Here is a 21,834-nt window from a genome sequence, read left to right on the forward strand (position 1 = left end):
ATGGCTTTTACGTGTAGCCATAATTACAACTTCAATTTAAGGTTAAGCGACTAAAACAACTTATCATTAAACAAAACGAATTGGTTGAAATTCAGGTTCAGGAACATGTGAATCACATTCATCCCCTTCCTCTTTATGAGCTTTATCAATATAACCACTACGTTCTTTTTCAGGTAAATTTTGAGCTTCCCACGCAATAACAGCTTGCATGCAAATTTGACGCTGTTCTGTGGTTAAAGCAATACCATTTGGCCATTTACCAATTTCTACTGCTGTTTTTAAACGCGAAACAATTTCAGGATCGAGTATAGCCAGCATTTGTTCAATATTCATCAGTTAATCCTGCTGTTGTAAAGAGTCAAAATCTTGATTCCAACCAAGTTTGGTACGACATGCCATATAAAAGTCATATCCTGGTGGGTGAAGTAAATTCAATTTAAATGGATGTTTACGAATATGTAAACTATCACCAACACTCAGCGAAACACTATGTTGACCATCGGCACTGACCATGGGTAACACACGATTTTCGCGAATCATAATCTTAATTTCACTATGCCCACCGACCACAATAGGACGTGAAGACAACGTATGCGGATGCATAGGCACTAAAGAAATGGCATCCATACTTGGATGAACAATCGGCCCACCACCAGATAAAGCATATGCTGTAGAACCCGTTGGTGTAGAAACAATTAAACCATCACTATGCTGGCGATAAACATATTGACCGTCAATATTCAATTCGAAATCAATCATATGAACCGACCGACCTGAATGTAAAACCACATCATTCAAGGCAATCGCATCATAAATATTTTCACCTTTAGAACGGATTTCCATTTCCAATAAAAAACGGCGGTCTAACTGAAATTCACCTTTAAGTACTTGATCAAGTTTAAAAATAACCTCAGTCGGCTTAATATCGGTTAAAAAGCCCAAACGACCCCGGTTTATGCCAATGACTGGCGTATTATGTTTTACCAAAGCACGTGCAGCATGGAGTAAAGAACCATCACCACCGACCACAATCACCAAATCAACCACTTCGCCCAGTAAACTACGGCTCACTGTTTGCGTATTACGACCATAAGGAACCAATGCTGCTGTTTCTGAATCAAAAACAGGATGAAGCCCTAAACGTAAAATATGGTCATGAATGAGACTTAAAGTTTCAACGACGGAGGATTTATCCGGACGCCCTATTAATCCAATGTTCCGAAAATTTTTATGTGAAATTTGCACCTAAGTCATCGCTCCGCTACGATTCCTGCATATCATAGCATTAACGCTATTCATTTTAAAAAACTTTAAACTTTGAACGCACAGGCTATATAAATTTATCAATCTAAAATAAACCATTTTCTTAGCGCATAGCTATACCTAAAGCTAACTTTATATAAGCTATAACAATATTAGATTTTCATGATACACATCACGTTTATCAATCAACTCTTAGCTATGTCATCATTCGTAATACCTCACTTTGGGCAAAAGCAATTACAACCAATCCAATATATTAAAAGACAAGCTAATTTGTAAAATAACATCTTTTATAAAATCAATAACTCATTACCTATAAACTTACTTTTTCAGCATTATATTTTGTCGTCATTCACAGATTAATTATTGCAAAAAACTGAAAAGCTTCGCATCATTAGCATAATTTATTTGGATCTTATAATCATTAATGAAGTCTGAACGCGGTATCGGTTTACTGGCCCTTATTTTCTCAATATTAGTCATTGGTGTTTTTTTAGTTTTTAGCATCTACTTAATACGAATGGACAATATTGTACGAGATAAATTTGAAGGACAACGCTGGGATATTCCTGCAAAAGTTTTTGCGCGTCCTTTAGAGGTTTATACCAATGCGTCCATAAATCAAACAGACTTCACCCAAGAATTAAAATTACTGGGTTATAAAAGTTCAGATAGTTATACCAAATCAGGAAGTTATGTTACGTCAGGTGATGAACTTTATGTGCATACCCGAGGTTTTGACTTTGGTGACAGTGTTGAACCAGAACAAGTTTTAAAAGTCACTTTTGCCAACAATCAAATTGGTGAGGTCAGTGCAACCAAACCCTCTTCTACTGGGATTGCACGTTTAGAGCCTTTATTGATTGGGGGAATTTACCCTCAACATAATGAAGATCGTGTTCTCATTAAGCTTAAAAATGTACCTAAACCATTAATTGAAGCCCTCATCGCCACTGAAGATCGTAATTTCTATCATCATCATGGTATTTCAGTTCGTGGTACGGCACGTGCTTTGGTCAGTAATGTAACTGGAGGTAAGCGTCAAGGTGGTTCGACGCTGACTCAGCAGTTGGTTAAAAACTTCTATTTAAGCCCAGAAAAAACTTTAAAACGTAAGGTCAATGAAGCCTTAATGGCGCTGTTAATTGAACTGCATTACGATAAAGATGAAATTTTAGAAGCCTATTTAAATGAAGTAAATTTGGGACAAAATGGTAATTATTCGATTAATGGTTACGGTCTCGCTTCACAATTTTACTTTGGTTTACCTTTAAGTGAATTAAGTATTGCTCAACAAGCGTATTTAGTCGGTTTAGTGCAAGGTCCGACGCTGTTTAACCCATGGAGAAACCCTGAAGCTGCCAAAAAGCGTCGTGATATTGTACTCAATAATATGTTGGTCATGGGCTATCTAACTCAACAACAACTTGAGCAAGAAGTTGCACGACCATTAAACGTTATTGCAAAACCAACTTTAGGTCCTGCACGTTTTCCAGATTTTCTTGATATTGTGCGTCGTCAATTACGTACTGAATATCAAGAAGGTGATTTAACCAATCAGGGATTGAAAATTTTCACCACGCTTGATCCGATTGCACAAACTCAGGTTCAAGAAGCCTTTAAAGCCTCTGTTTTACGTTTAGCCAGTGCTAATCCTAAGAATCTAAAAGATTTGCAAGGGGCTGTTTTAATCTCTCACCCTGAAAATGGTGAGTTAGTTGCAGCCGTCGGTTCTACTCAAGACTTTACTGGTTTTAACCGTGCTTTAGATGCCAAGCGTCAAGTCGGTTCTTTACTTAAACCAGTCATTTATTTAAGTGCTATTGAATCTGGACGTTACAATTGGGCAAGTCCAATTGAAGACAGCACTATTAGCATCTTAAGTGCAGGAAAAACATGGACACCTAAAAATTATAGTGGTGGTGGACATGGTGTGGTTCCTATGGCAGAAGCTTTGGCAAACTCATACAACCTTTCAGCGGTGCGTTTAGGACAAGAGTTTGGACTTTCAACATTTAGTAATCATCTGAAAAAATTTGGTGTGACGTCAGAAATTCCAAATTATCCATCTATTTTCTTAGGTGCTGTTGATATGTCACCTATGGAAGTGATGAGTGTTTATAGCAATTTTGCAACGGGCGGCTTCAAATATCCAATCAAATCAATTCGTTCAGTGGTCGATTCTAATGGTCGTTTGTTAGAACGTTACGGTCTTACAGTTCAAAACACAATCGATCCTTCTGCTGCGTATATTTTAAATTACGGTTTACAACAAGTCATGAGCGCTGGTACTGGGCGTTCGGCATATAACACGCTTCCTACAGACTTAAAATTAGCAGGAAAATCTGGAACTACGAATGATACGCGCGACTCATGGTTTGCAGGTTATTCTGGCAACTATTTAAGTGTAGTTTGGCTCGGTTTAGACGACAACAAAGTGACTGGTTTAACCGGTTCTTCAGGTGCACTTCCTGTTTGGACCAATGTCATGAAACAATTGCGCCAAAAACCAGTGAACTTACGCCAAACAGAAAATGTGCAATGGCAATGGATTGATCGTGCGACTGGACACTTATCTGCACAAGGCTGTGAAGGTGCAATGTATATTCCACTGCTACGTAATAATGTGCCTCGTCAGGCAACAGGTTGCGGTTTACCCCATTATCAAGTTGAGCCAGTTTACAATCCTGATACCGAAAACAATCAAGCACCCGCAGATCAAAACGATAGTATTGAAAACTATATTCGTGAAAGCGAAACTGAAATGCAGCGCGACCTTCCGAGTAATGAGAAAGTCATTTCAAGTGGTAGCTATGATAATTAGTGGTGAAAATTAAGAATGAATGTACGATTCAGCAGATATAAACAAATAGCAATCAGTTTAGGTTTAATAGGGTTGGTCGGCTGTCAAAGCCTACCTACCCCTCAGCAGCCAGAAGCAGAGAAAAAAACCTCTACTGAAAAAAAGGACATTAAAACATCGGATGGCGTTGTCATTACGCCTTATGATCGTGAAGAAATTCAACGTAAAAAAATGCAAGTGGTGATTCCTGAACAAAGAAGCAAACAGCGATTTGAAGATGGTCGTCAGCTACCTGCATTTCAAAAATTAATGCACAAAACTCAGCTAGCGTATAAACAAGGGAAATGGAATGAAGCAGAAGCTGCTGCACTGCAAGCACAGCGTTTAGCCCCACAGTCTGCCGAGACTTTTTTGTATTTAGCTTTGGTTGCGCATAAGAAAAACAAGCCTGAAAATGCTAAAGCTCTAGCGCAACGTGGGCTAAGTTATGCACAAAGCAATGCCATGAAGAAACAACTTTGGCTGGTGATTTTAAAAGCTGCACAACAGCAAAAAGATCAAAAAATGATTCAACAAGCACAAAAAGCCCTGAAAACCTTATAAAATTTAGAATGTATTGAAATCTAAAAGATATTGCTCAATACATCCTCTTAGACCGTTTTTTATAAGAATCGAATGCCTGCAATACCGTATGCACCCTGTTCTTGAGCCAGACCAAGATCACTCGCTTGCATGCCACCGAGTGCAAAAACAGGAATATCGACTTGTGAAGCTAAAGTTTTAAATTGCTCCCACCCAAGTGCAGGCGTTTCTGGATGTGTTACTGTCGCAAGGACTGGACTCAACACAATTGCATCACAACCAATGTGCTGTGCTTGTTGCATCGCTGCCAAATCATGACATGCAGCAATATAGCGTTTTCCAAGTGTTAAATCACCTTGCTTTAAAGACATCAGTTGCGACTGCTTTAAATGAATTGCGGAAACTGTTTGTTGTTGGATCGTATTCAATTTCGTATAAATATCAATATTGATAATGAGCTGAGATAGTTGCTCAACACTCAATTCTGCAAGTTCAACTATCTGCGCTTGAGTTCCCTCAACACGCCAATACATGAGTTGATCTTGATGTAATTGTCTCAAGCCATCTAATTGATCTGAAATCTTAATTTGGTGTGCCCAATGTAATCGTTGGATCATGGCTTGATTGGCTTTCGGAAAATTCAAATGCAATAATTCATCACGACTATACCATGCCCAAGGCTGTTGAATTTCATTCAATAATGCTGTGGGTACAATGGCATGAAATAAATGTAAGTTGACGATCACATCATCATATTCATGACGAATCACATCAAAAGTATGCCAATCCTGTAAACCGACACCGACTTCTTCATAAATTTCACGGCGGCATGCAGCCAAAGGTGTTTCACCCTCCTCTACCTTCCCACCTGGAAATTCATGCTTATTGCCCTGATGCTGCTTTGCTTCACGCCAGCCAACCAGTACTTTGCCCTGATGCAATAAAATCGCAATTGCAACGTGAATCGTAGGTTTGGACATTGCGTACTCCTTTGCGTGAAAATAGACCTAAGTGTAAGCAACTTTAAGTTTTTTATAAATTATTAAATAATTGATTGACAGGTCTATTCGATAATGATTATCATTTAAGTCGTTCCCCCATATACCACGGAGTCGAAGGAATGAACGCACCATTTAGCCTATTTACACGTAATAATGAAGCAGCTCACTCACTACCTATGTTGCACTCGAACAATCTATTTTCCCTAGGCAAAGAAATCCGAATTATGCATGCTGGAGAAGAATATCGTCTACGCCTCACTCGGAACAATCGACTCATTTTAACCAAATAAAAATAATTATAATTTAAGAATAATAAACGTGGAAACAAGCAGTATGTGCACAAACATACTGCTTGTTAGTTATTGAATGGGCAATTGTAGCGTGACCTGTAATCCACCATACCCAGATTTAGCAAAATGAATTTCACCCGCATGTAATTGCATTATTTTTTGACAAATTGAAAGTCCAAGTCCCGAGCCTTGTGTTTTTGTCCCTAAAGCACGATAGAAACGCTCACCTAAACGCTGCAAAATATCTTCAGTTAGCACTTGCCCATCATCAGCAATGGTCATAACCACATTTTGATACCTTTGTTGTACATCAATAAATACATGCCCATCTTGCCCAGCATAGCGAATCGCATTATCAACAAGGTTTCGCATACAGGTAAAGATTAGTTTTTCATTGGCAAGGATAGAAAGATCATCCGCGATATGTGTCGTAATCTGAATATTTTTCTCTAGTGCAAAGGGTTGTAAAGCTTGAATGACATCCGACACAACAACCTGTAAATTGACGTCTATTTTAGGTAATTGATCAACATTGGTTGGATCAAGGCGTGCCAGTAAAAGTAAATTTTCTAAAACTTGCGTACCACGACTGACATCATTTTGAATACTCGCCAAGTCCTGATCTAAATCTGGATATTTACGTTTAAGCACCTGTAAACGCATCTGAATAGCGGATAAAGGCGAACGCAGTTCATGAGAAGCATCCGCAGTAAAGCGCTGTTCTGCGAGCAACGATTGTTTAAGCCGCTGCAATAACTGATTCAACTGCAATACCATCGGTTGTAATTCTTTTAACGCAGGTACTTGCTGCTGAATGGGTGCTAAATCATCGGCATTTTTTTCAGCAATGTTTTTAGATAATTGCTGAATGACTCTAAATTGACGTTGCACCGCAAAATGTAAAATCATCCACTGCATGAACCAAAGCAAAATTAACACCAAGCTATAGCCCATGACATTTTGAGCCAGCTCTTTGAAGCGTTCCCCTACAGGTTGTAACATTGTCACAGACATATTAAGTTCAGCATCTTCAACACTATACATACGCCATAATTGCTGATCTTGCCAAATATAGCGATAACCATTCGATGCCTGCATTTGCAGTTTTGAATTTTGCTGTTCTAGCGGGAATTCTTTTGATTCGGTCAGTATATGTTGCTGATTTTTTAATTGGTATTGGATATCAAACTCATCGCTCAGCTCATCCACCTGTTGTCCTAAATGAGTGGTTATATCCGAAATCAAGAGCATATCGGCAATTTCATCCATGATTTGATCTTGCACTTGCATGGTCTGATACAGTGAAATCAGCACAAACAGCAACAATGCCAACAGCCCTGTCACAATTGAACTAAATAGTGAGGTTTTAATCAGTTTGGTTTGTAAAGAAACTGTTTTCAGCATATTAATCGTGACTCATGCGATAGCCTAAACCACGAATGGTTTTAATATATTGGCTGCCTATTTTTTTACGCAATTGATAAATAAAGACTTCAATCGCATTACTCTCTATTTCATCGCCCCACGCATATAAAGATTCTTCTAATTGTTCACGTGTGACCACATAATCTGGTCTTTGCATCAACTTATGCAAAATTTGAAACTCCTTTGCAGTAAGGTTAATGGGTTGACCATCTTGCTTTAGAGTTTTCGTTTGTGGGTCTAATTGTAAATTGGCAAAATGAAGATATTGCCCCACTTGAGTTTGATGTTGTCGTAATTGCGAACGTACGCGGGCTGAAAGTTCTTCCAAACTAAAAGGTTTGACTAAATAATCATTTGCACCTAAATCTAAACCTTCAACACGATCATGAATACTGTCTTGCGCTGTAATAAAAATCACTGGCGTGGGTTGCTGTTGTGCGCGTAAAGTTTTCAGAATGTCATCGCCATTGATTTTGGGTAGTCCACGATCCAGTAACACACAATCATACTGATGCTGCTCAAGGGCTAAAATGGCATGATCTCCACGCTCAACCCAATCGATATTATAACCATCCATTTCCAGCCATGTTTTGATGCTTTCTGCTTGGGAAGCATCATCTTCTGCCAGTAAGATTCGCATGTATTGTTCTCATATTTAGGCATAATTTAATTTTAAGATAACATGCTTTAAAACTTGTTGGATGCAAAAAACCACATGAATGAATCATGTGGTTTTGGGAGAGATATTTGCTTAAGCCGCTGCTTTTACGTCAGTTGCTTGAATGAACTAGAATTTAATGGCTTCCACATCAATTTCAACACGTTTTGCAGGTTTGTAATCGATGTCGACTTCACCAATTAAGGTAACAGGTGTTTTTGCAGAGATTGGCTTACCTTGCCATAACTCATCATCAATATCGACCGTAATCGTGCCAGTATTATCACGGAATTGATATTTTTCATCACCTACAGCTTTAACCACATAACCTTTAAGCTGTACTTTAGTATCGTCTTTTAAAATCAAAGCCTGTTTAACCGTTGTGGTCACTTGCGGTGCAATTGCAGTTTGATTCACTGCGGTATTTGCCATAGCAAATGTCGTTGCACCCACCAAACCTGCAATTAAAGCTACTTTTGAAATCATATTCATGGTTAAAACCCTCATTTTTGTGTTCACCTTTTCGATAAAGTCATTAAAACAAATAAAGATGAGGTGAATCTTAAGATTTCTTAATTTTCACCAATACTTTAATTTAAAGGCACCACGCGTAAAACTTCTTCTAAAGTGGTCATGCCTGCTAAAACTTTACGTGCACCTGCAATTCGAAGAGGTTCAATACCTTCTTTCTTGGCCTGATGACGCAACTGGTTTAAGTTAGCATTTGCCCCAATCAGTTGCTTGCTCTCTAGGCTTAAAGGCATAAACTCATAAATACCAATACGACCTTTATATCCAGTATGACGACATTCTTCACAACCGACAGCTTGGAATACAAAGTTGGGCATCTCGATCTCATAATCAAAAGTCAAATGCTTCCACTCTTGCTCATTAATAAAGGTTTCTTGTTTACAATGTGGACACAGTTTCCGCACCAGACGCTGTGCCAATACCCCTAGAATGGTCGCTGCAGTTAAAAATGGCTGAATGCCTAAATCATGCAATCGAGTCAGACTTGAAGGTGCGTCATTGGTATGTAAAGTAGATAACACCAAATGACCAGTCAACGCAGCTTGAATCGCCATATTCGCGGTATCATGATCTCGAATCTCACCCACCATAATAATATCGGGGTCTTGACGCATTAAAGCACGTACACCATCGGCAAAACCCAAATCAATCCCTTGATTCACCTGCATTTGGTTAAAACTGGGTTCAAGCATTTCAATTGGATCTTCAATGGTACAGACATTCACTTGTTCTGTTGCCAACTGTTTCAGTGAAGAATACAAAGTTGTGGTTTTCCCTGAACCCGTTGGTCCCGTCACCAAAATAATGCCGTGACTATGCGACGTTAAAGCTTGCCAAGCACTGAGTAAATCGCCTTCAAAGCCCAACTGTTGAAAACTTCTGACCAATACTTCAGGGTCAAAAATACGCATCACCATTTTTTCGCCAAATGCAGTCGGTAAAGTCGATAAACGCAGCTCGGTTTCTTGTCCTTTCGGGGTACGAGTTTTTAATCGGCCATCTTGTGGTTTTCGCTTTTCCGCCACATTCATACGACCTAAAATTTTAATCCGTGAAATCACCGCGGTCAGTGTATTGGCAGGCATTTTATAAATGGTATGCAACACACCATCTATTCGAAAGCGTACTTTTCCTGCATCTTTGCGCGGTTCGAGATGAATATCACTGGCACCTTGTTCAAAGGCAAACTGTAAAACCCAATCCACCAACTTGACAATATGTTGATCATTAGCATCTGGATTTTGGCTATCCCCTAACTGTAAAAGGGCTTCTACCCCTTTGTGATCTCGCTCATAAGCACTGGCTTTTTGCGATGAGTTTACAGCACGGCTGACTTGATAATACTCCACCAAATAACGCTGCAATTGCTCAGGACTTAATAATACACGCTGAATTTTTTTCGGTAAAAGACTATGTTCTAAGTTAGCAACCCATTCTGTTTTATAAGGTTGATCAGTAGCAATTAATACTTGATCTGACTGAATTTCAACTGCCAGAATTCTATTACGTAAAGCAAACTCTTGTGACATGACATTGGTCAGCGCCTGCACATCTGCTTTTAAAGGATCAATAATATAAAAAGGAATATTGGCTTTTTCTGCAATCCACTGACATAAACGGTTTAAAGTCAGGGTTGATTGAGGATGCGATTGATCCGCCAGAGCAAAATTTGCAATCCATTGTAATGGATGCCATTTTAGTTGCTCACGTTGCCGATGTGTCGTTTGTATCAATAGCTTATTGCGCTCGGTAATACGTCCATCTTTTTGTAATTGTTCTAGACACCAAGATGTGTCCATTTCAAAATTAAAATTCATTGTTCTAAGCCCCAAAACAGAACAATACTATATCAAACTATATTTCATCTCGCTTAAATCACTTTTAGAAAAAGAAGCGCTTTAGCATTAAATCAGCTTTCTTGCTCCTTTTATGCCTTTCAAATAAAGGCGATCGCTGTTCTTAACTTAACGACAATTACGCTTTTACTTTCGCTGATTTATAGCCAATAATGTTTCACATACTGTTCAATTAATCAGCAGATTTCTCAACCTTAATGTCTTGGATTAATACTGTGAATAATCTACTTGACCTATCACTGCAAAGTACATCATTTCAAGAGTTACTGATGATTATGGCTGCGGCTTTAGGTTGTGGTTTATTAATAGGTTTAGAGCGCGAGAGAAGTAAGCAACGTGAAAATCAACATAGCTTTGCAGGAGTTCGTTCCTTTGTGATCTGTGCATTACTCGGTGCACTCTGTTTTACCTTTGGCGCTATTTTTGGTCTTATCGGTGCAATCATTATTGGTGGAATTGGTATTTTTTCGCTTAAAAACCAACTTAAAGATCCTGGGGTAACCACTGAACTAGCATTCGTGATGACCTATTTTATCGGCGCACTTTGTCTATGGAATATTACACTGGCTGCAAGTTTATCCGTTGTATTAACCATTATTTTAATGATGAAACATTCGATGCATGGTATTGCAAGCAAATGGATTACCGAAGCTGAATTTAAAGATGGTTTATTTTTACTCGCACTGATTTTAATCGGCTTACCGCTGACTCCAAACACGCCTTTATGGGGCTCAGTCCTCAACCCTTATATTATTTTAAAACTACTTGCGCTCATACTGCTGGTTCAAGCTTTAGCACATATTGCAAAACGCTTACTGTCTTCAAAAAATGCGCTCATTCTTTCAGCTGTAGCATCTGGTTTTGTCTCTAGTACAGCCACCATCGCCAGTTTAGGTATGGAAGTTCGCTCGGGTCGTGCTGAAGCCAACGCCAATGCGGGGGCAGCACTCATGTCCTGCATTTCCACCTTATTGCTGTTGTTAATTATTGTGGCTGGAGTGTCGGTCAGTTGGTTAAAAGTTTTAATTTTGCCATCACTGGCTGCAATCATTATTCTAGCACTCAGTGCCTTATGGCTTTTGCGTCATACCCAACCACTTGAAAAAATAGAATTAATCGATAGCCGAATGTTTAGCTTAAAAGAAGCTGCCATCATTGCAGGCACATTAACCATTATTCAAGCAGGTATTTATGGACTCAATCTTTTGCTTGGGGATGCAGGTTTAATTGCAGGAACGCTGTTAGCTTCGCTATTTGAAATTCACGCGGCGGCGGCAGCAGTAGTCATGCAAGGTGATCCAACAAACTTAACATTACTCTATGCCATGATTTTAGGCTTAGGTTCGCATGCTGTTTCAAAATCGATTAATGCGGCTTTAACGGGTGGTTGGAAATTCGCACGCGTATTCGTTCCAGTTCAAATACTCCATATTCTTGTTTTAATCAGTGTGCTTTGTTGGATTACCCTACGCTAGAGTTGAACAATATCAACAACCGTAATGTTGTCCAATCCGACAGAAAAACTCACATCCAAATGGGCAAAATTCATTTTATAAATTCGCTCTGCATCATGTTGATAAGCAGGTCTTGGATCCAGTGATAAAACTTGTTCCAATTCATGCGCAATTCGATCATCTAAACTCTGAGTTTGAATTAAATTTTGCTTTTGTTGCTCGGCACTTTCTGTCCAAATAACCAGCATTCGTTCAGGCTCATGTTGTGCATAACCACTTTTTGCGTCTGCAACTGCATCTGAATATTGAATATATGGCTTAATATCTAAAATTGGTGTGCCGTTAAGCAAATCACTCCCGGTCACATAAACACGAACGGACTTACCAACTTTTTTTACTTCTTTCAACTGCACCACAGACAAACCCATAGGTGCAGGACGATACATACTACGTGTCGCAAATACCCCGATTTTCTTATTTCCACCTAAACGTGGTGGTCGGACTTGAGGGCGAAATTTATGGCTATCTTGTTGATTTTTATTGTCATGGAACTGCCAAATCAACCATAAATGACTAAATTCATCAATGCCCTCGAACGCCAATAAATCATTATAAGGTTCAAGCATTTCAATATAAGATTCAACTTGAACTAAATTGGGTTGCCTCGGAATACCAAATTTTTCACAATAAGGTGAATTCATATAGCCAATAATAGGCAGTTTAAGTTCAGTAGTCATCACTTTTTCTAATAAGCTCAATTAAATATATTCAGTTTATCGAGAATGTTTTTAGATTAGAATAGTAAGCTGTTCTAATTTGATAATTTATTGAGACCTTTAATGGCTGCTTTCAACGTCGAAAAGATTACTCACGTCCACCACTGGAATGACACCTTATTCTCTTTTAAAACCACACGTGATACTGCGTTACGTTTTAAAAATGGACAATTTGTAATGATTGGTCTTGAAGTAAACGGTAAGCCTTTAATGCGTGCTTATTCTATTGCCAGTGCTAACTACGAAGAAGAATTAGAGTTTTTCTCTATTAAAGTTCCAGATGGTCCTTTAACCTCTATTTTACAAAAAGTAAAAGTGGGCGATGAAATCTTAATTTCTAGAAAACCTACAGGGACTTTAGTGCTTGATGACTTAAATCCAGGTAAAAACTTATATCTGCTTTCTTCAGGTACAGGTCTTGCGCCATTCTTAGCAACCATTCGTGATCCTGAAACCTATGAACGCTTTGAAAAAGTCATTGTTGTTCACGGTACACGTTTCATTTCTGAATTGGCTTACCAAGACTTAATTTTAAATGAACTTCCAAACAATGAGTTTTTCGAAGAATTAGGTATTAAAGATAAACTGGTTTACTACCCAACAGTAACACGTGAAGAATATCCAAACCAAGGACGTGTAACGACTGTAATTGAAACGGGTGAGATCTTCGAAAAAATTGGTCTACCACGTTTCAACCCAGAAACTGACCGTGCAATGCTTTGCGGTAGCCCGTCTTTCCTAGACGACGTTGCTGCACTTCTTGACCAACACGGTCTTAAAGAATCTCCACGTATGGGTGTTCTTGGTGACTACGTAATTGAACGTGCATTCGTTGAAAAATAATACCGTGCAATATTGAAAAACCGAGGAGTTTCCTCGGTTTTTTTTTAATTTCAAAGATTTATTTTTTATCAAAACCGAACAAAAAACAACCATACTGACGATTTTGGTCAAAATTGGTCAAAAAACTGACTAAAAATTGTTGTCTTAAGCAATAAAATTACCTATACTCTCAAACACAAACAGACAGGTCTGTATACTCCTGATTTGTTTTATTTAGCTGAAATTTATAATACATCCAGAGGGCACTTTACAAGTATAAAAACAACATAAGAAGGGAGTTTTCAAACTCCTCATAATATTAATATTTTAGCCTATTTTATTATGAAATAGACTTCAATATTAATATTGAACCAAGAACTTTCAGCGAGGCGTGATATATAACTATAATATTCACGCTTTTTTTATTTTTTAAATTTAGAAACTACAATGGATAAGGCACAGTAAAAATTTAAACTGACATAAGTTCCAATTGAATTAACTGATAAACACGTTTCCAATATTCCTCAATATTGACCGAATCTTTATCAATTTGTGCTTGTATCGTCATCCCGTCCAAAATGCTCGTCAGAAGTATAGCCAACTGAAGTGGCTGTTTTATTTTTAACTGTTCTAAAGCAAAACGAATTCGCTCCAGTAACCACTCTTTATATTCTATAGCGGGCTGCATCGTTGATGGATATATTTTAGAAATTTCCTCAACAGCCTTCTGAAACATGCAACCATTAAAGTCTTCCATGTGAAACCATGCCTGATACCAGAAGAAAATGGCTTTTACATGCGCTAAGTAGTCATTGTCGTCGCATTTAGCAATTGCAGCACCTAAAGATGCTTGTATATTCATATTTCTACGATACAAGCATTCCTCAATCAGTTTCGCTTTAGATGGAAAATATTTATAAAATGTCATTTTAGCGACACCGGATTCACTAATGATCCGATCGATCCCAATTGAGTTATAACTGTAAGAATTAAAAAGATGCAGTGCAGTATTAATTATGTCGTCTTTTTTGGACATGCTACTTACCTACCAACCTTATTTTCATTGTATGCTGAACCAAAATCAAATAGAAAAAATGCATCTTTTTAATGATCTAATGCGAATATGAAATAGTATAACATTTTTTGAATCGTATTAAAAAAAATCATGTTTATCACTTATTACTCTATTCATTCTACAAGAACAAATGTTTGAAATAAAAGTCTTTTATAAAAAATGGTGTAGCGTATTTATATTTTTTTTACTATGATTGAAAGATTCGAAGACTGACCTCCCCTTATGAGTACACTTTCTTTCACTCAATCTAAAAATGCACGGCTTGAAGCTTTAAGTTTTATTAAAAAGTCTATTCCGTCTACCTTATGGAACAAGCATGTCCATGAGGTTCAACAACTTAAACAAACTTGCCTACAACATCCGTTGTTTCAGCATCCAATTTTAACGCGTCTTAACACTCAAACTTTGTCTTTAGAACAGTTAAAATTCATCCATCTCAACTATTTTACTGCCATTGTAAAAACCTTTACTGATGCGCTCAGCATGGTTATTTATCAAGCTTTACAGCTAGAAAATCATGAAAATATTCATGAAGTAGACCGTGTTCATGCTAAAGCCCATGCTCGCTATTTACTATCTCTCAACTTGATTGATGAATTAGGTTTTAATACATATGAGCTAAGTTTGAGTTCACCAGCAAAATCGCATCTGATTTACTTTATCGATTTATTAAGATTACTACAGGTCGATCCTTTAGATCAAAAAGCAGTGGTTACAGAAGCCTATGATCTCAACCAATTCAATCAGCCACACCTACCTTCTTATGACAGTTTATTGTTAATTTTAGCCTGTGCAGAATTGCAGGTGATCAAATACAGTGAAGCACTCAGAATTAATTTAAAAAAATACGACGTGCAATTTACACATGGATATTATGCTTGTCATGGTGTGGTGGATCATTCAAAAAAATTAGCCAATGATGACAATCATGAAGACGATATTTGGGCACTTTTCACCCAAAGCTATATGCATATTCAACGACCTGCTTATGAACAACTCATTGAACAATACCTACAGCTTTGGCAAAATTTTTGGAGCAAAATGGACAATCCAACTGCATAAACATTTGTTTTTAAATATTTTTATTGTTCATAAAGCACTGTATATTTGATTAAAAAGTCTGTCAGTCGCTTGAAATAACTCTGTTTCTAAGAATTATTCGATTTTAAAAACACTTTTGTAAAGCCCACTTATAGTCGTGGCACCCTTTCCCTTGCTTGTCTGAATTAGAAAAACTAAATCTGTTAAAAGAAAATGTGCATAATGTTTCATCTATATTTACGCATCTGTAAACTTTGTTTTATATTTACTCAACAATTATAAATTTTCCAAATTGGTTAAAATGACTTTTCCAAACTTAAATTTTCAAGACTTTTTATACCCGCGCCCCAAGCCGACGGGCCTGGATGTGCAATGTAAGCTGCAACATTTTGCACTGATCACTTATGCAATCGACCCCATCCGTTTTAAAGACATTATTCCTGCACGATTTAAATTGGACACCATTCAATATCAAGGCAAAGAACAGGCTTTGATGTCTGTCGTTCCATTTATAACTGTTGATTTTACTTCTGCTGTGTGCCCTTTTCCTAACTTCACTATGGAACAGACCGATTACCGCGTTTATGTGGTCGATCAGGAAACACAAGAACGCTGTGTATGGTTTATTGGCACGACTTTAGATTCTTGGACCTTGCTTGTGCCGCGCCATTTATGGCAATTACCGTGGCACCCAGCAAGTTTTGAATTTGACTGTCAGCAAGATAATGCTGGATTGTATACACAGTATAAAGTGCAAACTCAATCTGCATGGGCCAGCTCAGCATTGCATTTAACCCAATCTGAAAGTGATGATTGGAACTATTCCGGCTTTCCAAATTTAGAAAGTTATCAGGTCTTTTTAACTCATCCGCTGGCAGGTTTTTATCATCGCCGAGATGGAAAATTAGGTACTTACCGTGTGTGGCATGAACGCTTGCAGCCCAAACCGGCACAACTACTGCATGCCAAATTTGAACTTTTAGCGCGTATGAAGTTAGTGTCGTTTGAAAATCAATTACAGCCTTATAGTGTGCTAATTGAACCTGTTAATGAATTTACGATTTATCTGCCGCCGACCATACTCGGCGAATAAAAAAAACAGAGGTCTAGACCTCTGTTTTTTATTGATCTAATTGTTGTTATTTTTCACAATGAATAGGGAAATCTGATTCCATTGGTGCAGGAGACCAGAAAACTAACTCGCTATCTGTTAATGTTCATACGCTGTTTTTCGCTCAGCCATAACGGTGAAATATCTGTTTCAGATCTTCCCTTAAGATATGTGAGGAACGCCTATTAATTGACTGCGGTGACTCTATTATCTTTTCGCTCATGAAGTGCTTTCACCACCACCTGATACCCACCCGTTAAACCTAAAGCAGCCATAATCACCGCCACAATAATATCCGGCAACATACTTCCTGTTCCAAATACACCAATCGCGGCAAATATTACCGCAGTATTACCAATGGCATCGTTACGGCTGCAAAGCCAAACCGACTGCATATTCGAGTCACCATCACGAAAAGCATATAAAATGATCGCTGACACAACATTTGCAATTAAAGCCAAAATCCCAATTGCACCCATGGTTATCGCTTCAGGCGAAATACCTTGCATATAGGCATAAATCACTTTGCCAATGACCACAAAACCAAAAGTAGCCATTACAATACCTTTCGCTAAAGCAACGGTTGCACGCCAATATAAGCTTGCACTAAGTACAGCCAACGAAATAGCGTAATTCACGGCATCACCAAAGAAATCCAGCGAATCTGCCCATAACGCAGATGAATGTGCATAAGCGCCCCCCATTAGTTCAACAAAGAACATGGTCAAATTAATGAATAGCACAATCCATAAAGCCGTTCTAAATTTGCTATTGGGTTTTAGCGGTGCTGGTTCAGCACTGCAACTACAAGCCATGGCATACCTCTTGTTTAAAGTTTAAACTGTATATGCTATTTAAAACTATGGTCTAACTCCAAGGTCAAGGCATGCAGCAGTATTTAATTGGTGATTTAGCAAAGAAAGCGCAATTAAGCACAGACTCAATTCGTTTTTATGAGAAAAAACTGCTGATTAAAGCAAATTTTCGTGCAGAAAATAACTATAAATATTATGATGAAGAAACATTAAAACGGCTGATTTTTATTAAACGCTGCCGTGCATTGGATATTTCGCTGCACGAAATTGCCGAATTAATCGAATTAACCAAACAGCCAAAGCAAGATTGTTTGGTTATTGACCACTTGATTGAACAGCATATTCAGCAAGTGGAAGAAAAACTGAACGAACTGCAAAAATTTAAAACTCAATTACAGGAACTGCGTCAATCATGCAGTTCAAATACTACCGTAGATCGCTGTAATATATTAAAAAACCTAAAATTGAGCACAGATAAACCTTACTAAAATACTAGGTTGAATCATTTTTTTATATCCTTACAATAAAGACATATTTTTTATATGCCTTTATTTAAGTCATGACTATTTCCCACGTAACTGAACTCCTCTCTCCGGCTGGTTCACTTAAGAATATGCGTTATGCATTTGCTTATGGAGCCGATGCCGTTTATGCAGGACAGCCACGTTATAGCTTACGTGTACGTAATAATGCGTTTGATCATGACAACTTAAAAATTGGTATTGCTGAGGCACATGCTTTAGGCAAAAAATTCTATGTGGTCGCAAATATTCAACCACACAACAGCAAACTTAAAAATTTTATTCAAGACCTTGAGCCTGTTGTTGCCATGCAGCCTGATGCTTTGATTATGTCTGATCCCGGATTAATCATGATGGTGCGTGAACATTTTCCAGACGTTTCGATCCATCTTTCTGTTCAAGCCAATGCGGTGAACTGGGCAACGGTGAAATTTTGGAAAAATATGGGCTTAACCCGTGTCATTTTGTCACGTGAATTATCTTTAGAGGAAATTGAAGAAATTAAACAGAATGTGCCTGATATGGAAATTGAAGTTTTCGTACATGGTGCACTCTATATGGCTTATTCCGGTCGTTGCTTACTTTCAGGCTATATGAATAAACGTGATGCAAATCAAGGTGCTTGCACTAACGCATGTCGCTGGGAATATAAGATTCACGAAGCAGCAGAAGATACCTCTGGGGATGTCATTCCAGTCCAACCACTGGAAACGGCATCTTGCTGCAACAATAAAGATGCCGATGAGCAACACGCCATAGAACAACACCAATTTGGCGAACCGGTTTTATTACAACGTAATGAAGAAGAAATGTTCGCTGCGGAAGAAGATGAACATGGTACGTACTTCATGAACTCTAAAGATTTACGTGCCGTTCAGCATGTCGATCGTTTAGCGAAAATAGGCATTCACTCATTAAAAATTGAAGGTCGTACCAAATCTTACTTCTATTGTGCACGTACTGCACAAATTTACCGTAAAGCACTTGATGATGCACTGTCTGGTCAAGCTTTTGATCCAGCATTAATGAATCAATTAGAAGGTTTGGCCAACCGTGGTTATACCGAAGGTTTCCTACGTCGTCATGTGCATAGCGAATATCAAAACTACGAAACGGGTTCATCACGTTTTAATCATCAACAGTTTGTCGGTGAGGTTTTAGAACGTAATGGCAACTATATTAAAATTGAAGTTAAAAACCGTTTTGACGTGGGTGATTCATTAGAACTCATGACTACTTCTGGCAACATCACTTTTACGCTGACTGAAATTTTAGACAAAAAAGGCCATGCTATTTCTGAAGCCAAAGGCTCTGGTTATATCGTTGATATTCCTGTTCCTGCCAATGTCGATATGAACCATGCCCTGCTCATTCGTAATCTACCGTATTCAATGCAAGATATTACCGCCTCTGCACTGGCATATGTAGCGAGCTAAGAGATAAACGTATGGCTTTATTGATTACCAATCAATGTATTAATTGCGATATGTGCCTGCCTGAATGCCCTAATGAGGCCATTTTGGAGGGCAGTAAAGTGTATGAAATTGATGTAGATCGTTGTACAGAATGTGTCGGTTTTTATGATCATCAGACCTGTTTAGCCGTTTGCCCCATTGACTGTATTACGCCGCATCCTGAGTACTTAGAAACACGAGTGCAATTGCTGGAAAAATTCAAAGGATTGGACTTATTTAAAGCTTAATATTTGCCATTGAGTTGGAACATTAATTGCTTAATTAAATAAAAAAAAGCTTGGGAAAAGTAAAATAATAAGATTGCAAAACAAAAAATGTTTAATGCAACCGTAAATCTAAGGTGCTTGGGGACACTTTAGATTTACACATTGCAAGCATAAAAAAGGAACTTAAGGATTAGCCTCCAAAGTTCCTATAAAACAAGAATATTTGAGAAAAATAATAGTCAAATAACGCGTGATGAAGAGGTTAAGGTGCTTGGGGACACTTTAACCTCTTTTTTATTATTTACATCCCCGAACGGATGATGTAATCAAAAGCTGAGAGTGATGCTTTCGCGCCTTCACCAGTAGCAATGATGATTTGTTTATATGGCACTGTGGTACAGTCACCTGCTGCAAATACACCTTTCACATTGGTTTCATTACGATCATTAATCACAATCTCACCACGGTTGGAAAGTTCAACATTGGATGCTTTTAAGAAATCCGTATTCGGTAACAAACCAATTTGTACAAAGATTCCAGCAAGCTCAATGCTATGTTCGACATCCGTTGCACGATCTTTGTATTTAAGTGCAGTCACTTGTGCACCATCACCGACCACTTCAGTCGAAAGTGCATTCATGATCACGGTGGTATTTGGCAAGCTGTTGAGTTTATCTTGTAAGACTTGGTCTGCACGTAATTTGGTATCAAACTCAACCAAGGTCACATGCTCAACAATCCCAGCAAGATCAATTGCCGCTTCCACACCTGAGTTACCCCCACCAATCACTGCAACACGTTTGCCTTTAAACAATGGGCCATCACAGTGTGGGCAGTACGCCACACCACGGGTTTTGTATTCTTGCTCACCCGGTACATTCATTTCTCTCCAGCGTGCACCTGTCGATAAAATAATGGTTTTTGATTCCAGTTTAGCGCCATTCTCCAATGTCACTTCAACTAAACCATTCACCGTTTCATCAGCACCTTTAATCGCAGCCACTTTTTGTAAGTTCATGATGTCGACATCATAAGCACGCACATGCGCTTCCATTTCAGCGGCAAACTTCGGACCTTGTGTTTTTTGTACTGAAGTGTAGTTTTCAATGTCCATGGTATCCATGACTTGACCACCAAAGCGTTCCGCCACAATACCCGTTTGAATGCCTTTACGTGCCGCATAAATGGCTGCGGTATTTCCCGCAGGACCACCACCAATCACCAGTACATCAAACACACCTTTGGCATTGAGTTTTTGTGCATCTTTACTCGATGAGTGTGTATCTAGTTTTGCCACAATTTCTTCCAAAGTCATACGACCTTGACCAATATGCTCACCATTTTGGAACAACATTGGTACGGCCATGATTTTGCGTTGTTCAACTTCGTCTTGGAAGAACGCCCCATCAATCATGGTTGCAGTGGCATTTGGGTTGTTAATGGCAATCAGGTTTAAAGCTTGYACCACGTCAGGACAGTTATGGCAGCTTAAAGATACGAATACATCAAAATCATCGCTTAAGTTTAAGCCTTTGATTTGTGCTAAAACTTCATCAGATACTTTAGGTGCATAACCCGATACTTGTAACAAAGCCAAGATCAGTGAGGTGAACTCATGACCCATTGGCAAACCAGCAAAGTTAACTCGTGGTTGCTCACCCACTTTGGCAATCCCAAAACTTGGACGACGGCTATTTGTGCCATCAAAACGAGCCGTCACTTGATCGGATAATGCTGCAATTTCAGTGACCAATTCTTTAATTTTGTCTGATTTGTCAGAATCATTGAGCGATGCCACAATTTCAATTGGACTTTCTAAGCGTTCAAGTAGGGTTTTTAATTGTGCTGAAGTATTTTGATCTAACATGGCTAAGGTCTCCAAAGGAGTAAATGTCTATTGAATGTAGTCATCATAAGATAAATCAATAAATAGGTAAAACAGTTTGTTTTTATAATTATAATCGAATAAGTAGATTGATTATTCGTCATTGATGTCAGTAATATTTTAACTTTGGATATCAGGGTTTAATGCGTGTATTCAAACATTTATTAGATATTTTATGGAAACATTAAATTTATGTCATGATCAATAGGTAATTTGATTATGATGAGGGAAACTTTTTCACTGG

General features: G+C 38.3%; 21 protein-coding genes. 10 read left to right on the forward strand and 11 right to left on the reverse strand.

Going from position 1 to position 21,834, the window contains the following annotated elements; translation table 11 throughout:
- Positions 1-66: 66 nt before the first annotated feature.
- Together B9T25_RS10395 and B9T25_RS10400 are read right to left on the reverse strand one after the other, a co-directional pair.
- A complete protein-coding gene (locus B9T25_RS10395) occupies positions 67-333 on the reverse strand; it encodes a YeaC family protein (RefSeq protein WP_086188352.1) in 267 nt (88 codons plus the stop codon).
- Between the two features lie 3 nt (positions 334-336).
- Positions 337-1,245, reverse strand: a complete 909-nt coding sequence (locus tag B9T25_RS10400; RefSeq protein WP_086188353.1) for an NAD(+) kinase — start codon at positions 1,243-1,245, stop codon at positions 337-339.
- Positions 1,246-1,690: 445 nt separating this feature from the next.
- Between B9T25_RS10400 and mrcB the strand changes: the two genes are divergently transcribed.
- Positions 1,691-4,087, forward strand: coding sequence for a penicillin-binding protein 1B (gene mrcB / locus B9T25_RS10405; RefSeq protein WP_086188354.1), 2,397 nt, complete (start codon positions 1,691-1,693; stop codon positions 4,085-4,087).
- A gap of 15 nt (positions 4,088-4,102) precedes the next feature.
- Positions 4,103-4,669 carry a hypothetical protein gene (locus B9T25_RS10410; protein ID WP_086188355.1) on the forward strand — a complete coding sequence of 189 codons (567 nt, stop codon included), beginning with the start codon at positions 4,103-4,105 and terminating at the stop codon, positions 4,667-4,669.
- A 59-nt stretch (positions 4,670-4,728) separates the two neighbouring features.
- Here the strand turns inward: B9T25_RS10410 and B9T25_RS10415 are convergent, their stop codons facing one another.
- Positions 4,729-5,628 carry a thiamine phosphate synthase gene (locus B9T25_RS10415; protein WP_086188356.1) on the reverse strand — a complete coding sequence of 300 codons (900 nt, stop codon included), beginning with the start codon at positions 5,626-5,628 and terminating at the stop codon, positions 4,729-4,731.
- Positions 5,629-5,768: 140 nt separating this feature from the next.
- Here B9T25_RS10415 and hemP point away from each other — a divergent pair, with 140 nt between their 5' ends.
- On the forward strand, positions 5,769-5,939 hold the full coding sequence (hemP, locus tag B9T25_RS10420) for a hemin uptake protein HemP (protein WP_086188357.1): 171 nt from the start codon (positions 5,769-5,771) through the stop codon (positions 5,937-5,939).
- 69 nt (positions 5,940-6,008) lie between these two features.
- On the opposite strand, the gene B9T25_RS10425 is transcribed toward hemP, so the two are convergent.
- The 4 genes from B9T25_RS10425 to B9T25_RS10440 all read right to left on the reverse strand — a co-directional run bounded on the left by B9T25_RS10425 (position 6,009) and on the right by B9T25_RS10440 (position 10,370).
- Positions 6,009-7,340, reverse strand: coding sequence for a sensor histidine kinase (locus tag B9T25_RS10425; protein ID WP_086188465.1), 1,332 nt, complete (start codon positions 7,338-7,340; stop codon positions 6,009-6,011).
- 4 nt (positions 7,341-7,344) lie between these two features.
- On the reverse strand, positions 7,345-8,004 hold the full coding sequence (locus B9T25_RS10430; RefSeq protein WP_086188358.1) for a response regulator transcription factor: 660 nt from the start codon (positions 8,002-8,004) through the stop codon (positions 7,345-7,347).
- A gap of 147 nt (positions 8,005-8,151) precedes the next feature.
- Positions 8,152-8,514, reverse strand: coding sequence for a NirD/YgiW/YdeI family stress tolerance protein (locus tag B9T25_RS10435; RefSeq protein ID WP_086188359.1), 363 nt, complete (start codon positions 8,512-8,514; stop codon positions 8,152-8,154).
- A gap of 98 nt (positions 8,515-8,612) precedes the next feature.
- The gene (locus B9T25_RS10440) at positions 8,613-10,370 is read right to left on the reverse strand and encodes a GspE/PulE family protein (RefSeq protein ID WP_086188360.1); all 1,758 of its coding nucleotides are present in this window, start codon (positions 10,368-10,370) and stop codon (positions 8,613-8,615) included.
- Positions 10,371-10,678: 308 nt separating this feature from the next.
- On the opposite strand from B9T25_RS10440, the gene B9T25_RS10445 reads away from it, so the two are divergent.
- Entirely contained in the window at positions 10,679-11,884 is a 1,206-nt protein-coding gene (locus B9T25_RS10445) for an MgtC/SapB family protein (RefSeq protein WP_228146882.1), read from the forward strand.
- On the opposite strand, the gene tsaA is transcribed toward B9T25_RS10445, so the two are convergent.
- Positions 11,881-12,600: a tRNA (N6-threonylcarbamoyladenosine(37)-N6)-methyltransferase TrmO gene (tsaA, locus tag B9T25_RS10450; RefSeq protein ID WP_086188362.1), complete on the reverse strand. Its 720-nt coding sequence runs from the start codon at positions 12,598-12,600 to the stop codon at positions 11,881-11,883. The two genes, B9T25_RS10445 and tsaA, sit on opposite strands and share 4 nt — an antisense overlap.
- Before the next feature lie 102 nt (positions 12,601-12,702).
- Here tsaA and B9T25_RS10455 point away from each other — a divergent pair, with 102 nt between their 5' ends.
- Positions 12,703-13,482: a ferredoxin--NADP reductase gene (locus tag B9T25_RS10455; protein ID WP_086188363.1), complete on the forward strand. Its 780-nt coding sequence runs from the start codon at positions 12,703-12,705 to the stop codon at positions 13,480-13,482.
- A 448-nt stretch (positions 13,483-13,930) separates the two neighbouring features.
- Here B9T25_RS10455 and B9T25_RS10460 read toward each other — a convergent pair whose 3' ends face one another.
- Positions 13,931-14,497: a TetR/AcrR family transcriptional regulator gene (locus B9T25_RS10460; RefSeq protein WP_086188364.1), complete on the reverse strand. Its 567-nt coding sequence runs from the start codon at positions 14,495-14,497 to the stop codon at positions 13,931-13,933.
- Positions 14,498-14,758: 261 nt separating this feature from the next.
- On the opposite strand from B9T25_RS10460, the gene B9T25_RS10465 reads away from it, so the two are divergent.
- Positions 14,759-15,598, forward strand: coding sequence for a hypothetical protein (locus B9T25_RS10465; protein ID WP_086188365.1), 840 nt, complete (start codon positions 14,759-14,761; stop codon positions 15,596-15,598).
- Positions 15,599-15,944: 346 nt separating this feature from the next.
- On the forward strand, positions 15,945-16,670 hold the full coding sequence (locus B9T25_RS10470) for a DUF2071 domain-containing protein (RefSeq protein WP_228146878.1): 726 nt from the start codon (positions 15,945-15,947) through the stop codon (positions 16,668-16,670).
- 203 nt (positions 16,671-16,873) lie between these two features.
- Here the strand turns inward: B9T25_RS10470 and B9T25_RS10475 are convergent, their stop codons facing one another.
- Positions 16,874-17,503: a cation transporter gene (locus tag B9T25_RS10475; RefSeq protein WP_086188367.1), complete on the reverse strand. Its 630-nt coding sequence runs from the start codon at positions 17,501-17,503 to the stop codon at positions 16,874-16,876.
- A gap of 71 nt (positions 17,504-17,574) precedes the next feature.
- Between B9T25_RS10475 and B9T25_RS10480 the strand changes: the two genes are divergently transcribed.
- The 3 genes from B9T25_RS10480 (at position 17,575) to B9T25_RS10490 (ending at position 19,726) form a co-directional block, all read left to right on the forward strand.
- Positions 17,575-17,991 carry a MerR family DNA-binding protein gene (locus tag B9T25_RS10480; protein ID WP_086188368.1) on the forward strand — a complete coding sequence of 139 codons (417 nt, stop codon included), beginning with the start codon at positions 17,575-17,577 and terminating at the stop codon, positions 17,989-17,991.
- Between the two features lie 71 nt (positions 17,992-18,062).
- Complete coding sequence (gene yegQ, locus B9T25_RS10485) at positions 18,063-19,460, forward strand: tRNA 5-hydroxyuridine modification protein YegQ (protein WP_086188369.1); 1,398 nt, start codon at positions 18,063-18,065, stop codon at positions 19,458-19,460.
- 11 nt (positions 19,461-19,471) lie between these two features.
- Positions 19,472-19,726: a YfhL family 4Fe-4S dicluster ferredoxin gene (locus B9T25_RS10490; RefSeq protein ID WP_086188370.1), complete on the forward strand. Its 255-nt coding sequence runs from the start codon at positions 19,472-19,474 to the stop codon at positions 19,724-19,726.
- A gap of 280 nt (positions 19,727-20,006) precedes the next feature.
- Here the strand turns inward: B9T25_RS10490 and ahpF are convergent, their stop codons facing one another.
- Positions 20,007-21,572, reverse strand: coding sequence for an alkyl hydroperoxide reductase subunit F (ahpF, locus tag B9T25_RS10495; protein ID WP_086188371.1), 1,566 nt, complete (start codon positions 21,570-21,572; stop codon positions 20,007-20,009).
- Positions 21,573-21,834: the final 262 nt, after the last annotated feature.

The organism is Acinetobacter sp. ANC 4470, assembly GCF_002135335.1.
Taxonomy (GTDB): Bacteria; Pseudomonadota; Gammaproteobacteria; order Pseudomonadales; family Moraxellaceae; genus Acinetobacter.